Annotated in this window: 13 protein-coding genes; 9 read left to right on the forward strand and 4 right to left on the reverse strand. The window is 68.3% G+C overall.

All coding sequences use genetic code 11. The features are described 5' to 3' along the window. Positions 1-34 precede the first annotated feature (34 nt). The gene (locus ACIBTS_RS06845; RefSeq protein ID WP_399317102.1) at positions 35-661 is read right to left on the reverse strand and encodes a TetR/AcrR family transcriptional regulator; all 627 of its coding nucleotides are present in this window, start codon (positions 659-661) and stop codon (positions 35-37) included. Between the two features lie 66 nt (positions 662-727). On the opposite strand from ACIBTS_RS06845, the gene ACIBTS_RS06850 reads away from it, so the two are divergent. Then, positions 728-2,347 (forward strand): MFS transporter, encoded by a 1,620-nt coding sequence (locus ACIBTS_RS06850; RefSeq protein WP_319672876.1) that lies wholly within the window; start codon positions 728-730, stop codon positions 2,345-2,347. A 228-nt stretch (positions 2,348-2,575) separates the two neighbouring features. Further along, positions 2,576-2,884 carry a small hydrophobic protein gene (locus ACIBTS_RS06855; protein ID WP_079662619.1) on the forward strand — a complete coding sequence of 103 codons (309 nt, stop codon included), beginning with the start codon at positions 2,576-2,578 and terminating at the stop codon, positions 2,882-2,884. 162 nt (positions 2,885-3,046) lie between these two features. On the opposite strand, the gene ACIBTS_RS06860 is transcribed toward ACIBTS_RS06855, so the two are convergent. Beyond that, positions 3,047-3,832: a potassium channel family protein gene (locus tag ACIBTS_RS06860; protein WP_399317104.1), complete on the reverse strand. Its 786-nt coding sequence runs from the start codon at positions 3,830-3,832 to the stop codon at positions 3,047-3,049. 76 nt (positions 3,833-3,908) lie between these two features. Next, positions 3,909-6,656 (reverse strand): pyruvate dehydrogenase (acetyl-transferring), homodimeric type, encoded by a 2,748-nt coding sequence (aceE, locus tag ACIBTS_RS06865; RefSeq protein ID WP_399317105.1) that lies wholly within the window; start codon positions 6,654-6,656, stop codon positions 3,909-3,911. A gap of 395 nt (positions 6,657-7,051) precedes the next feature. Here aceE and ACIBTS_RS06870 point away from each other — a divergent pair, with 395 nt between their 5' ends. From ACIBTS_RS06870 to ACIBTS_RS06895, 6 genes are all read left to right on the forward strand, one after another. Then, positions 7,052-7,489 carry a DUF3052 domain-containing protein gene (locus ACIBTS_RS06870; RefSeq protein WP_057583034.1) on the forward strand — a complete coding sequence of 146 codons (438 nt, stop codon included), beginning with the start codon at positions 7,052-7,054 and terminating at the stop codon, positions 7,487-7,489. 130 nt (positions 7,490-7,619) lie between these two features. Beyond that, a complete protein-coding gene (locus ACIBTS_RS06875; RefSeq protein WP_399317107.1) occupies positions 7,620-8,078 on the forward strand; it encodes a peroxiredoxin in 459 nt (152 codons plus the stop codon). A gap of 161 nt (positions 8,079-8,239) precedes the next feature. After that, positions 8,240-8,815, forward strand: coding sequence for a TerD family protein (locus ACIBTS_RS06880; protein ID WP_399317109.1), 576 nt, complete (start codon positions 8,240-8,242; stop codon positions 8,813-8,815). Between the two features lie 136 nt (positions 8,816-8,951). Further along, positions 8,952-9,527, forward strand: a complete 576-nt coding sequence (locus ACIBTS_RS06885) for a TerD family protein (protein WP_319673423.1) — start codon at positions 8,952-8,954, stop codon at positions 9,525-9,527. A 125-nt stretch (positions 9,528-9,652) separates the two neighbouring features. Then, on the forward strand, positions 9,653-10,801 hold the full coding sequence (locus ACIBTS_RS06890; RefSeq protein ID WP_399317111.1) for a DUF475 domain-containing protein: 1,149 nt from the start codon (positions 9,653-9,655) through the stop codon (positions 10,799-10,801). Between the two features lie 134 nt (positions 10,802-10,935). Further along, the gene (locus ACIBTS_RS06895; protein WP_079662626.1) at positions 10,936-11,673 is read left to right on the forward strand and encodes a Tellurium resistance; all 738 of its coding nucleotides are present in this window, start codon (positions 10,936-10,938) and stop codon (positions 11,671-11,673) included. Positions 11,674-11,732: 59 nt separating this feature from the next. Here the strand turns inward: ACIBTS_RS06895 and ACIBTS_RS06900 are convergent, their stop codons facing one another. Next, positions 11,733-12,488: a TerD family protein gene (locus tag ACIBTS_RS06900; protein WP_399317113.1), complete on the reverse strand. Its 756-nt coding sequence runs from the start codon at positions 12,486-12,488 to the stop codon at positions 11,733-11,735. Between the two features lie 186 nt (positions 12,489-12,674). Between ACIBTS_RS06900 and ACIBTS_RS06905 the strand changes: the two genes are divergently transcribed. Beyond that, entirely contained in the window at positions 12,675-13,841 is a 1,167-nt protein-coding gene (locus ACIBTS_RS06905; RefSeq protein ID WP_399317115.1) for an HpcH/HpaI aldolase/citrate lyase family protein, read from the forward strand. The last annotated feature ends 22 nt before the right edge of the window (positions 13,842-13,863 follow it).

The raw sequence follows: 13,863 nt of genomic DNA on the forward strand, positions 1-13,863 counted from the left end.
GAATGGTCATATAGCGCTTCAGGCCTTCGCGCTCTCAGGTCTCGCGCCAGCCGCCCAGCAGGGCCGGTCCCACCCCGTCCAGATTGAGGGCCGTCAGCGCGCGCACCCCCTCCAGGCTGAAGTCGTCGCCGAGGGTCCACTGCCGTTCCGTCACCCGCATCACCCCGCTGAACACGGCCACCACCAGCCGCGGCCGCGGATCGGCGTCCACGTCGAGGCCCTCGCGTTCGCCGATCACCCGCGCCAAAGTCTCCTCGACCTCCGCCGAGCGCCGCAGATGCGCGGCGAGCAGCACCGGCGTCGACTCGATCACCCGGTACAGCCGCAGATACGTCTCGACCGGTACGACGGACTCGACGACGTCGTTGATCGCGTACCAGCCCTCCACGACGGCCTGGCGCAGCGCCTCCAGCGGCGCCTCGTGCAAAGGGCGTTCGCGCACCGCCGCCACGAACCGTGCCACCGTCATCTCCACCAGGGCCAGCGCGGCCTCCTCCTTGCCGGCGAAGTAGCGGAAGAAGGTGCGCTGCGACACGTCGACGGCCTCGGCGATCTCGTCGACGGTCGTCCGCTCGTATCCCTGCGAGGTGAACAGCTCCACCGCGGCCCGCAGCAGCGCCTCCCGGGTGCGCTGTTTCTTGCGTTCGCGCAGTGTTTCCATAGGTGTCAGTTACCGACTTGTGAACTCGTTTGTCAATTGTCAGTGGCTGTCACTAGCCTCGAACGCATGACTAGTCAGACCACCATCGACTCGACGGGTCCGGGGGGCAAGGCGCCGGCAGACCCGTCGGAGGGGCCGCTCGCCAAGGGGCTGCGCGGCCACCCGTGGTTCACCCTCATCACCGTTGCCGTCGGCGTCATGATGGTGGCCCTCGACGGCACCATCGTGGCCATCGCCAACCCGGCCATCGCCAGCGACCTCGGCGCCACCTTCGCCGAGGTCCAGTGGATCACCAACGCGTACTTCCTCGCCCTCGCGGTCTCCCTGATCACCGCGGGCAAGCTCGGTGACCGCTTCGGCCACCGTCAGACGTTCCTGATAGGCGTCGTCGGCTTCGCCGCCGCGTCCGGCGCGATCGGCCTGTCCAGCAGCATCGGCGCGGTCGTCGCCTTCCGGGCACTGCAGGGCCTGTTCGGCGCGCTGCTGATGCCGGCGGCGCTCGGGCTGCTGCGGGCGACCTTCCCGGCCGAGAAGCTCAACATGGCGATCGGCCTGTGGGGCATGGTCATCGGCGCCTCGACCGCCGGCGGTCCGATCCTCGGCGGCGTTCTCGTCGAGCACGTCAACTGGCAGTCGGTGTTCTTCATCAACGTGCCGGTCGGCGCCATCGCGCTCGTCCTGGGTGTGCTGATCCTGCTCGACCACCGCGCCGAGAACGCTCCGCGCTCCTTCGACCTGCTCGGCATCGCCTTCCTCTCGGGCGCGATGTTCTGCCTGGTCTGGGCCCTCATCAAGGCCCCGACCTGGGGTTGGGGCGACGGCCTGACATGGGCGTTCATCATCGGCTCGGTGGTCCTCTTCGCGGCCTTCGCCCTCTGGGAGACGAAGGTCGGGGAGCCGCTGATCCCGCTGGGGCTGTTCCGCTCCGTCCCGCTGTCGGCGGGCGTCGTCCTCATGGTCCTGATGGCGATCGCCTTCATGGGCGGCCTGTTCTTCGTGACGTTCTACCTGCAGAACGTGCACGGCATGAGCCCGATCGACGCGGGCCTGCACCTGCTCCCGCTCACCGGCATGATGATCGTCGGCTCCCCGCTCGCGGGCGCGGCGATCACCAAGCTCGGCCCGCGCATCCCGCTGGCCGGCGGCATGGCCGCCACCGCGATCGCCATGTACGGCATGTCCACGCTGGAGACGGACACCGGCAGCGCTGTGATGTCGATCTGGTTCGCCCTGCTGGGCTTCGGCCTCGCACCGGTCATGGTCGGCGCGACGGAGGTCATCGTCGGCAACGCCCCGATGGAGCTGTCGGGCGTCGCGGGCGGACTGCAGCAGGCGGCCATGCAGATCGGCGGCAGCCTCGGCACGGCCGTGCTGGGCGCGGTGATGGCGTCCAAGGTGGACGGCGACCTGCCCGGCAACTGGAAGGGCGCGGGCCTGCCCGAGCTCACCCCGGCCCAGCTGGACCAGGCCTCCGAGGCCGTCCAGGTCGGCGTCGCGCCGGTGGCGAAGGGAACGCCCGAGGCGGTCGCCGCGAAGATCACGGACGTCGCCCATGACACGTTCATCTCCGGCATGAGCCTCGCGTCGCTGGTCGCGGCCGGGGTGGCGGTCGTCGCCGTGTTCGTCGCGCTGCTCACCAAGCGCGGGGAGAACGCGGAGGCGGGCGCGGGCGTCGGTCATATCTGACGGGACTTCAAGAAGTTTCCCCTATCAGGGTGACAACGCTAAAGGTTCCTCGCATCCGGCACGCGTCGCAGGTCACAGTTAGTCAAGCCCTCCGGATGGGAGGGCGGTCAGGGCCGCGGCGCGCTGCCGGAGGGGGACAGCGCGCCGCGGCCCTGACCGGTTCGGCGGGCATGAACCGCGCGCCGTGGGTACCCGGCCATCGAAACATCCCCGGAAACCAGGGAGTTGATGATGGCCGGCTTCGGACACGGCACGCGCAGGTACCCCCGCTCACGTGGCCGCATGGGGTCACGGACCGGGCCGGATCGCGCGACGCTCGGCCTTGTCGGCCTCGTCTGTGCGGTCGCCGGGTTCTTCGCGCTGGGGATCGTCCTCGGCCCCGCGGCGATCGTCTGCGGCTGGCTGGCCATGGGCCGCACCTGGGCGGGCTCCCGCCCGGTACCGGCCCTGGTCGCCGTCGTCCTCGGCGCGATCGACACACTGCTGGCGATCATCTGGCTGGCGGGTGCGGCGGGCACGGGCAACGGGCTGCTTTAGGGCCTGTCCGGCGGATCGTGCCGCAGACGTGGGGGATGGCACGCCCTCCCCCACTCTCGGCTTCGCTCGAGCGGGAGGTGCCCCCACCGGCGTTGTCGTCGGTTGCCGATGCTCCGCGTCGACGCCCTCCTCCGCCTTGCAGTTGGACGCACCATTCCCCGCTCACCTGCGTTGATCAGGCGCCGCTGCTTCCTGCGACTCGATCCGCCGGACAGGCCCTAGCGGACCGGGCTGCAGTGCCGCGACCTGCGCGCGCAGGGCCCGTACCTCCTCCGTCAGGGCCAGGATCGCCTCCGTCTGGGCGCGTTCCTCGACATCGTCCTTCTCGAAGCGCTCGATGAACCACGCCGCGATGTTCGCGGTGACGACACCGAGCAACGCGATCCCGGACAGCATCAACCCCACGGCGATGATCCGGCCCAGCCCGGTGGTCGGGGAGTGGTCCCCGTACCCCACCGTCGTCATCGTCGTGAACGACCACCACAGCGCGTCACCCAGGGTGCGGATGTTCCCGTCCGGCGAGTCCCGCTCCACCGACAGCACGGCGAGCGAGCCGAACATCAGCAGCCCGACGACCGCCCCCACGACATACGTCGTCATCCGGATCTGCGAGGCCATCCGCGCCCGCCGCCCCACCAGCAGCAGCGTCGCGACCAGCCGCAACAGCTTGAGCTGCTGCACCACCGGCAGCACCACCGCGCACAGGTCCATCCAGTGTGTACGGACGAACTGCCGCCGGTCGGACGTCAGCGCCAGCCGGATCACATAGTCCGTGGCGAACGCCCCCCACACCACCCACTCGACCGTGGTGCACAGGCTCGTCAGCGCATGGTCCGCCGAGGTGTCCACGATCGGGACAACGTAGGCGACGGCGAACACCACGGCGAGGGCGAACAGCGGCCGCTGGGTCCACAACTCCCACCGGCCCTGCGCCGATTGTTCTTGCATGCTCGCATCGTAAAGAACGAGTAAGGGCGGTGGAGCCACGAGCCCCACCGCCCCACCCCCGTGGTACGGGTACGCGCTACGCGTCGCCGCCCGCCGCCCCCGGGTCGGCCGCGGCGACGTCCAGCAGCTGGTAGCGGTCGATGGCCTGCTTCAGCAGGGACCGGTCGACCTTGCCCTCCCGGGCCAGCTCGGTCAGCACGCCCACCACCACCGACTCGGCGTCGATGTGGAAGAAGCGGCGGGCCGCGCCCCGGGTGTCGGCGAAGCCGAAGCCGTCCGCGCCCAGCGACTGGTACGTGCCCGGCACCCACCGCGCGATCTGGTCCGGCACCGACCGCATCCAGTCCGAGACGGCCACGAACGGCCCCTCGGCCCCGGTCAGCTTCCGCGTCACGTACGGCACCCGCTGCTCCTCCTCCGGGTGCAGCAGGTTGTGCCGCTCGACCTCGACGGCCTCGCGCCGCAGCTCGTTCCAGGAGGTCGCCGACCAGACGTCCGCCTTGACGTTCCAGTCCTCGGCGAGGATCTTCTGCGCCTCCACCGCCCACGGGACGGCCACACCGGACGCGATGATCTGCGCCGGGATCTGGCCGGCCGTGCCCGCGCTGAAGCGGTGGATGCCCTTGAGGATGCCCTCGACGTCCACGTTCGCCGGTTCGGCCGGGTGCTGGATCGGCTCGTTGTAGACCGTGAGGTAGTAGAAGACGTCCTCGCCGTGCGGATGCTCGGCCGAGCTGCCGTACATGCGGCGCAGCCCGTCCTGCACGATGTGCGCGATCTCGAAGCCGTACGCCGGGTCGTAGGCGACACAGCCCGGGTTCGTCGAGGCCAGCAGCTGTGAGTGGCCGTCGGCGTGCTGGAGACCCTCACCGGTCAGGGTCGTACGGCCGGCGGTCGCACCCAGGACGAAACCGCGCGCCAGCTGGTCCGACATCTGCCAGAACTGGTCGCCGGTGCGCTGGAAACCGAACATCGAGTAGAAGACGTAGACCGGGATGAGCGGCTCGCCGTGCGTGGCGTACGCCGAACCCGCCGCGATCAGCGAGGCCGTGCAGCCCGCCTCCGAGATGCCGTCGTGCAGCATCTGGCCGGTCGGCGACTCCTTGTACGCGAGCAGCAGGTCCCGGTCCACGGACTCGTACTGCTGGCCGAGCGGGTTGTAGATCTTCGCGCTCGGGAAGAAGGAGTCCATGCCGAACGTGCGGTACTCGTCCGGCGCGATCAGCACGAACCGCTTGCCGAGCTCCTTGTCCCGCATGAGGTCCTTGAGCAGCCGTACGAACGCCATGGTCGTGGCGATCGACTGCTGACCCGAGCCCTTCTTCACACTCGCGTACGTCTTGTCCTCGGGCAGCGCGAGCGGCTTCGAGCGGACGACGCGGGTCGGGACGTAACCGCCGAGGCCCTTGCGGCGGTCGTGCATGTACTGGATCTCCTCCGAGCCCCGGCCCGGATGGAAGTACGGCGGCGCGCCGGACTCCAGCTCCTTGTCGGAGATCGGCAGGTGCAGCCGGTCGCGGAAGCCCTTGAGGTCGGCGACCGTCAGCTTCTTCATCTGGTGCGTGGCGTTGCGGCCCTCGAAGTTCGGGCCCAGCGTCCAGCCCTTGACCGTCTTGGCCAGGATGACCGTCGGCTGGCCGGTGTGCTCCACGGCCGCCTTGAACGCCGCGTAGATCTTCTTGTGGTCGTGACCGCCGCGGCCCAGATGCAGGATCTGGTCGTCGCTCATGCCCTCGACCATCGCGCGCAGCCGCTGGTCGTCGCCGAAGAAGTGCTCGCGGATGTACGAGCCTGACTCGGTGGCGTAGGTCTGGAACTGGCCGTCCGGCGTCGTGTTCATCCGGTTGACGAGGATGCCGTCCCGGTCCTGCGCGAGCAGCGGGTCCCAGGAGCGGTCCCAGATCAGCTTGATCACGTTCCAGCCGGCGCCCCGGAACACCGACTCCAGCTCCTGGATGACCTTGCCGTTGCCGCGCACCGGCCCGTCGAGCCGCTGCAGGTTGCAGTTGACGACGAAGGTCAGGTTGTCCAGGCCCTCGCGGGCGGCGATGGTCAGCTGGCCGAGCGACTCCGGCTCGTCCATCTCGCCGTCGCCGAGGAACGCCCACACGTGTGACTTCGACGTGTCGGCGATCCCGCGCGCGTGCATGTAGCGGTTCATCCGCGCCTGGTAGATCGCGCCGATCGGGCCGAGGCCCATCGACACCGTCGGGAACTCCCAGAAGTCCGGCATCAGCCGCGGGTGCGGATACGAGGACAGACCGTGCGGCGCCTTGGACTTCTCCTGGCGGAACGCGTCCAGGTTGTCCTCGCTGAGCCGGTCCAGCAGGAACGCGCGCGCGTAGATGCCCGGGGAGGCGTGGCCCTGGAAGAAGACCTGGTCACCGCCGTCGCCCTCGTCCTTGCCGCGGAAGAAGTGGTTGAAGCCGACGTCGTAGAGGGACGCGGAGGAGGCGAAGGTGGCGATGTGGCCGCCCACGCCGATGCCCGGGCGCTGGGCCCTGGACACCATCACGGCCGCGTTCCAACGGGTCGCGTTCAGGATCCGCCGCTCGATCTCCTCGTTGCCCGGGAAGAACGGCTCGGCCCTGGTGGGGATGGTGTTGACGTAGTCCGTGCTGCGCATCTCGGGCACGGCCACGCGCTTCTCGCGGGCCCGCTCGATCAGGCGCAGCATGAGGTAGCGGGCCCGCTCCCGGCCGCGCTCGTCGATCGCGGCGTCGAGGGAGTCGAGCCACTCCTGGGTTTCCTCGGGATCGAAGTCAGGAACCTGACTCGGAAGGCCGCCAATGATGATCGGGTTGCGATCGGATCCGGAAGCCACGCTGTTCCTTACCTGTCAGAGGGCTGTGTGGGGCTGGGTGGGGGACTAGGTGCAGGATTGGGTGGGGGACTGGGCGAGGGTGACCTGCACAGCCCCCATCGTGTACCTAGGGGCCGCAAACGTCATCTCTACCCCTAGGTAACCGGCACTCGTTCGAATCTCGTACCCTTGGATGGTTCTCAAATACGCAAACAGGGCAGATGGGTGTGGCGTATGTCACCTTCCGTCTGGATCTCATGCCTGGAGTTGCGTCGACACGGCCAGGATCGTCACCGTTTCGGCGGTCCGAACCGCCGGGTACTTGCGCGATCCGTCCCGCCCGTGTGGACTACGGCCAATGCTTCGCGCACGCGCGTGGCTGAGTTAGTTCCCGAATCATGATCAGGAGGCAACCCGTGAGCGCGACCGCGGACCACGCGGAGGAGCGGACGAGCCCTGCCGTCAGGCTGGGGTTCCAGCCCGAGCAGGTGGTCCAGGAGATCGGCTACGACGACGACGTCGACCAGGAGCTCCGCGAGTCCATTGAGGAAGTCATCGGCAGCGATCTGGTGGACGAGGACTACGACGACGTCGCCGACGCCGTGGTGCTCTGGTTCCGCGACGATGACGGAGACCTGACGGATGCGCTGGTGGACGCCACCACGTACATCGAAGAAGGCGGGTCGATCCTCCTCCTGACGCCGAAGACCGGCCGTACGGGGTACGTGGAGCCCAGCGACATCTCCGAAGCCGCGACGACTGCGGGTCTGTCGGCCAGCAAGAGCGTCAGCGTGGGCAAGGACTGGAGCGGCAGCCGGCTGGTGACGCCCAAGGCCGCCAAGTCCAAGAAGTGACCTCGTCGAGGTAATCCGGTCTCGAAACGGACGGGCCGACCGACTCCGGTCGGCCCGTCCGCCGTCCCGTGGTGCCTGCTGCGTAGGGTGTTCTCACCCAGACAGCCCCATCCGAAGGGACATCCACGCGATGGCGATCCAGGTCGGCGACAAGGCCCCCGACTTCGAACTCAAGGACAACCACGGGGCGACCGTGAAGCTCTCCGACTTCCGGGGCAGCAAGAACGTCGTCCTGCTCTTCTACCCCTTCGCCTTCACCGGCGTCTGCACCGGTGAGCTGTGCGAGGTGCGCGACAACCTGCCGAAGTTCGCGGACCGCGAGACCCAGGTGCTCGCCGTCTCCAACGACTCCATCCACACCCTGCGCATCTTCGCCGAGCAGGAGGGCCTGGAGTACCCGCTGCTGAGCGACTTCTGGCCGCACGGCGAGGTCTCCCGCGCCTACGGCGTCTTCGCCGAGGACAAGGGCTGCGCGGTGCGCGGCACCTTCGTCATCGACAAGGAGGGCGTCGTGCGCTGGACGGTCGTCAACGCGCTGCCCGACGCGCGCGACCTCGGCGAGTACGTCACGGCACTCGACACCCTCTGATCCCCTCCGGTCCCGCCGCCGGCCCGGCCCGGCGCCGACACCCTGTGATTCTTCGGCTCCAAGGCCTGCGTGGTGCGGGAACCCGTCACTAGGATCGACTCGTTGATCCGATATCCAACGCACCACGGGGCTCCCCGCCCCAGGACACCAATGGAGGACTCGTGGGAGTCAGCCTCAGCAAGGGCGGCAACGTATCGCTGACCAAGGAGGCCCCGGGCCTGACCGCGGTCATCGTCGGTCTGGGGTGGGACGTCCGCACCACGACCGGCACCGACTTCGACCTGGACGCCAGCGCGCTGCTGCTGAACAACTCCGGCAAGGTCGGCAGCGACGCCAACTTCGTCTTCTTCAACAACCTCAAGAGCCCCGACGGCTCGGTCGAGCACACCGGTGACAACACCACCGGTGAGGGCGAGGGCGACGACGAGGCGATCAAGGTCAACCTCGCCGCCGTCCCGGCCGACGTCGAGAAGATCGTCTTCCCGGTGTCGATCTACGACGCCGAGAACCGTCAGCAGTCCTTCGGCCAGGTCCGCAACGCGTTCATCCGCGTCGTGAACCAGGCCGGCGGCACCGAGATCGCCCGCTACGACCTGAGCGAGGACGCGTCGACCGAGACCGCGATGGTCTTCGGCGAGCTCTACCGGCACGGCACGGAGTGGAAGTTCCGCGCCATCGGCCAGGGCTACGCGTCGGGTCTGCGCGGCATCGCGCAGGACTTCGGCGTCAACGTCTGATTGACCCGGAGGACCTGAGGTCACCGAAAGCCCGACCCTCCGGCGCCGCACCGTTTACGGGCGGCGCCTGGGGGTCCGCCCCCCTCTGGGGGAGTGCAGGACAACCGAAGAAGCAGTACCTAGGGGAGGACCAGCAATGGGCGTCACGCTCGCCAAGGGAGGCAACGTCTCCCTGTCCAAGGCCGCGCCGAACCTCACTCAGGTGATGGTCGGACTCGGCTGGGACGCGCGCTCCACCACCGGAGCCGACTTCGACCTCGACGCCAGCGCGCTGCTGTGCTCGAGCGGGCGGGTCATGGGGGACGAGTGGTTCGTCTTCTACAACCAGCTCAAGAGTCCGGACGGCTCCGTGGAGCACACCGGCGACAACCTCACCGGCGAGGGCGAAGGCGACGACGAGTCGCTCCTGGTCGACCTCTCCAAGGTGCCCGACCGGTGCGACAAGATCGTCTTCCCGGTCTCCATCCACATGGCGGACGAGCGCGGCCAGACCTTCGGTCAGGTCTCCAACGCCTTCATCCGCGTCGTCAACCAGGCCGACGGCCAGGAACTCGCCCGCTACGACCTCAGCGAGGACGCGTCGACCGAGACCGCGATGATCTTCGGCGAGCTCTACCGCTACGGCGGCGAGTGGAAGTTCAGGGCGGTGGGCCAGGGGTACGCGTCGGGTCTGCGAGGCATCGCCCTGGACTTCGGTGTGCACGTCTCCTAGCGCTTTATGAGCAAAAAGCCCTCCCCTGTGGGCTGCGAAGGGGGCGGGACTAGACTTCGGCTTCAAAGTTTCGTAAAGCCGAGTACGGCGCGGGGGAGACCCGTACATACACGATTGGGTAGCCAGTGCTTCTGAAAACTTTCGGCTGGTCGTTCGCGGTCACCGCGCTCGGCCTGGTCGCCGCAGTGCTCTACGACGGATGGACCGCCTTCGGCATCGTGGCGATCCTTTCCATCCTCGAGATCTCGCTGTCGTTCGACAACGCGGTGGTCAACGCCGGAATCCTGAAGAAGATGAATGCCTTCTGGCAGAAGATCTTCCTCACCGTCGGTGTCCTCATCGCCGTCTTCGGTATGCGGCTGGTCTTCCCCGTCGTCATCGTGGCGATCAGCGCCAAGATCGGTCCGATCGACGCCGTCGATCTAGCGCTGAACGACAAGGACCAATACCAGCAACTCGTCACCGACGCCCACCCGTCGATCGCGGCCTTCGGTGGCATGTTCCTGCTCATGATCTTCCTCGACTTCATCTTCGAGGACCGTGACATCCAGTGGCTGCGCTGGATCGAGCGCCCGCTGGCCAAGCTGGGCAAGGTCGACATGCTGTCGGTCTGCATCGCCCTGATCGTCCTGCTGATCACCTCCTTCACCTTCGCCACCCACGCCCACCAGCACGGCGGCGCCCACGTCGACAAGGCGCAGACGGTGCTGATCTCCGGCATCGCCGGCCTGATCACCTACATGATCGTCGGCGGTCTCTCCGGCTACTTCGAGGACAAACTCGAAGAAGAGGAGGAACGCGAGCACGAGGAGGAGGAAGAGGCGGTGCGCAGCGGAAAGCAGCGCTCGCCCGTCGTGCTGGCCGGCCAGGCCGCGTTCTTCATGTTCCTCTACCTCGAGGTCCTCGACGCGTCCTTCTCCTTCGACGGCGTGATCGGCGCCTTCGCCATCACCAACGACATCGTCCTCATGGCCCTGGGCCTCGGCATCGGCGCCATGTACGTCCGTTCGCTGACCGTGTACCTGGTCCGCCAGGGCACCCTCGACGACTACGTCTACCTGGAGCACGGCGCCCACTACGCCATCGGCGCCCTCGCCGTGCTCCTCCTGGTCACCATCCAGCACCAGATCAACGAGGTCATCACCGGTCTCGTCGGCGTGGTCCTGATCGCCTGGTCCTTCTGGTCCTCCGTTCGCCGCAACAAGGCACTCGCGGCCGCCGAGGGAAAAGCGGAGGGCTCGGACGAGAAGACTGAGGTCTCGTCCGGGGTGTGATCACCTTCTGACTGAGGAACGCTCTGTGCGGGGCGGCCGGTGAGGAAACTGTCCTCCACGGCCGCCCCGCCGGCTTTGCGGCGGATCCTTGTGGCGGATCCTTGTGGCGAACGATGGGGAGGCAGGGGGCGGGAATGGGCTTCTTCGACGGAATTCTGGGCAGCCGAACGGCCGAGTTCGACTCGGGCAGCGCGGCCAGCAACGCGATCGAGCTGACCAAGCGGCATCATCAGGTCTCCCTCACCAAGCAGGGCGCCGCGACGGGGAACCTACGGGTGAACCTGACCTGGCGGATGCGGACGTCCGACATCGGCGGTCCGCAGCGCGAGAGCCTGCTGCGCCACCCCTTCAAGGCGCTGCGGCCCCCGGAGGTCATCGGACACAGCCAGAGCATGGTCAACGTCGACCTCGACCTCGGCTGCCTGTACGAGCTGGCCGACGGCACCAAGGGCGTCGTCCAGCCGCTGGGCGGCCTGCTGGGGGACGTGAACGCGGCGCCGTACGTGAAGCTGAGCGGCGACGACCGGTTCGGTTCGGCGTCCGGCGAGACGATGTACGTCAACCTCGACCACCGGGACGAGATCAAGCGACTGCTGGTCTTCGTCTACATCTACGACCAGACGCCGGCGTTCGACCGCACCCACGCCATCGTCACGCTGTACCCGAGCAACGGGCCGCGGATCGAGATAGGGCTCGACGAGCGGCATCCGCAGGCCCGGTCCTGCGCGGTGGTGATGATCGAGAACGTGAAGGGGGAGCTGATGGTCCGGCGCGAGGTGCGGTTCGTCTACGGATTCCAGGCGGAGCTGGACCGGCTGTACGGGTGGGGGCTGCAGTGGGGGCGGGGCTACAAGACGAAGGTGGAGAAGTAACGCTCACGGCCCCGCGGCCCTGCGATCCCACGTCCCCGCGGCCCCGCGCCACCTCGTCCTCACCGGCCGACGAACTGCGGCCCCTGCGGTGGCAGCCGGAAGGAGCCGTCCGGGTAGCCGTAGCCGTGGGTCGGAAGGCTGGACGGGTAGCCGTAGGCCGGCTGCTGTTGCTGTTGCTGTTGCTGTTGCGGGACGGCTGAGGTCGGCTGCTCCGGAGGCAGGGGCTGGGAGAGGCTCGGGGTCGGCTGGGCGGGCGTCGGGTCGGACGCCTCCTCGGACTCGTCCACCGAGATGCCGAAGTCGGTGGCCAGGCCCTTGAGGCCGTTGGAGTAGCCCTCGCCCAGTGCGCGGAACTTCCAGCCGTCGCCGCGCCGGTACAGCTCGCCGCAGATCAGGGCCGTCTCCTCGCCCGTCTCGGGACGGATGTCGAAGGTGGCCAGCGGCTCGCCGTCGCTCTTCGCGTCGTACAGCAGAATGCTGAGGGAACGTACGCGGTCGAACGGGACGCCGTCCGCCGAAGCGACCAGCAGAATCTGGCCGACGCCGGACTCGACACCGGAGAGATCTGTCTGGATGGTGTCGGTAAGGCCTTCGGCGACCCGCTTCTTGCCGAGCCGCCACACCTTCCCGGAAGGGTGCCGGGGCTGGTTGTAGAAGACGAAGTCCTCGTCGGAACGCACACGACCGTCGAGGCCGAGGAGCAGCGCCGAGGCGTCGACGTCCGGGACGCCCTGCCCGGGGGTCCAGCGCAGCACGGCGCGTACCGTGGTGGTTTTCAGCGGGACGTTCGACCCCTTCAGCATCGCGTGCGTCATGCGATCATCCTGCCTTCTCGGTCCTGCTCACGACAACGCGGGGTGCATGGCGGGTCCGGACAAGTCTCACGGGCGAGTTACCTGAAGTTCATGCCCGGCGGGAACCCCAGACATGGATCCCTACGTACTATTACCGGCCACCTCTTGCCGAATCCACCGCCTTACCTTGCACCACGGGGGAGTTTTATGCGTCATTTCGGGCACCTCGCCCCTGAGGTGCGGCAGCGCCTCTTCCACCGGGAGCCGTGCGTCTTCGACAGGCACTCCCCGGCCAGACTGCTCTCCGCGGCCCTGGGCGCCACGCTCTACAGCCCGGCCACCCGGCCCCGGCTGGCGGACGACATCGTCAAGCAGACCGGTCGCGGTGTGGTGTCGATGGTGCTGTGCCTGGAGGACTCCATCGGCGACGAGGACGTCGCGGCCGGCGAGGAGAACCTCGTCCGGCAGTTCGCCGACCTGGCGACGCGTACGGACCCGGAGCCGCCGCTGCTCTTCATCCGGGTGCGGACGCCCGAGCAGATACCCGACCTGGTCCGGCGGCTCGGGGCCGGCGCGGAGCTGCTGAGCGGGTTCGTGTTCCCGAAGTTCACCGAGGAGCGGGGCATCCCCTTCCTGGAGGCGCTGTCGGGCGCCGAGGCGGCGAGCGGCCGCAGGCTGTTCGGCATGCCCGTGCTGGAGACGCCCGAGCTGATGTACCGCGAGTCCCGGGTGGACGCGCTGGAGGGCATCGCCCGCGCCGTCGAGAAGTACCGCAGCCGGGTCCTCGCCCTGCGCCTCGGCGTGACCGACTTCTGCTCGTCCTACGGCCTGCGCCGTGCCCCCGACATGACCGCCTACGACGTCCAGATCGTCGCCTCCGTGATCGCCGACGTGGTGAACATGCTGGGGCGGGCCGACGGCACCGGGTTCACGGTCACGGGCCCGGTGTGGGAGTACTTCCGGGTCCCCGAGCGCATGTTCAAGCCGATGCTGCGACACAGCCCCTTCCTGGAGGGGCAGGCCGTGGAACTGCGCGAGAGACTGATCGAGCACGCGATGGACGGGCTGCTGCGTGAGATCTCCCTCGACCACGCCAACGGCCTGCTGGGCAAGACCTGCATCCACCCCTCGCACGTGCCGGCCGTGCACGCGCTGTCCGTCGTCAGTCACGAGGAGTACAGCGACGCGGCGGACATCCTGCGGCCGGAACGCGGCGGCGGGGGTGTGCTGCGGTCGCAGTACACGAACAAGATGAACGAGGTGAAACCGCACCGCGCCTGGGCCGAGCGCACGATGCTCCGCGCGGAGGTCTTCGGCGTCGCGCACGAGGACGTCAGCTTCGTCGACCTGCTCGCCGCCGGCATACCCGGCTGAACCACCACCTCACTCACAAGGG

Origin of the sequence: Streptomyces sp. NPDC050121 (genome assembly GCF_044460385.1) — a bacterium.
In the GTDB taxonomy this organism is placed as follows: domain Bacteria; phylum Actinomycetota; class Actinomycetes; order Streptomycetales; family Streptomycetaceae; genus Streptomyces; species Streptomyces soliscabiei.

Coding starts and splice junctions, on each gene's coding strand:
- ACIBTS_RS06855 (WP_079662619.1), top strand. CDS start 2,576: ATGATGGCCGGCTTCGGACACGGCACGCGCAGGTACCCCCGCTCACGT.
- ACIBTS_RS06850 (WP_319672876.1), top strand. CDS start 728: ATGACTAGTCAGACCACCATCGACTCGACGGGTCCGGGGGGCAAGGCG.
- ACIBTS_RS06845 (WP_399317102.1), bottom strand. CDS start 661: ATGGAAACACTGCGCGAACGCAAGAAACAGCGCACCCGGGAGGCGCTG.
- ACIBTS_RS06895 (WP_079662626.1), top strand. CDS start 10,936: ATGGGCTTCTTCGACGGAATTCTGGGCAGCCGAACGGCCGAGTTCGAC.
- ACIBTS_RS06905 (WP_399317115.1), top strand. CDS start 12,675: ATGCGTCATTTCGGGCACCTCGCCCCTGAGGTGCGGCAGCGCCTCTTC.
- ACIBTS_RS06860 (WP_399317104.1), bottom strand. CDS start 3,832: ATGCAAGAACAATCGGCGCAGGGCCGGTGGGAGTTGTGGACCCAGCGG.
- ACIBTS_RS06885 (WP_319673423.1), top strand. CDS start 8,952: ATGGGCGTCACGCTCGCCAAGGGAGGCAACGTCTCCCTGTCCAAGGCC.
- ACIBTS_RS06875 (WP_399317107.1), top strand. CDS start 7,620: ATGGCGATCCAGGTCGGCGACAAGGCCCCCGACTTCGAACTCAAGGAC.
- ACIBTS_RS06900 (WP_399317113.1), bottom strand. CDS start 12,488: ATGACGCACGCGATGCTGAAGGGGTCGAACGTCCCGCTGAAAACCACC.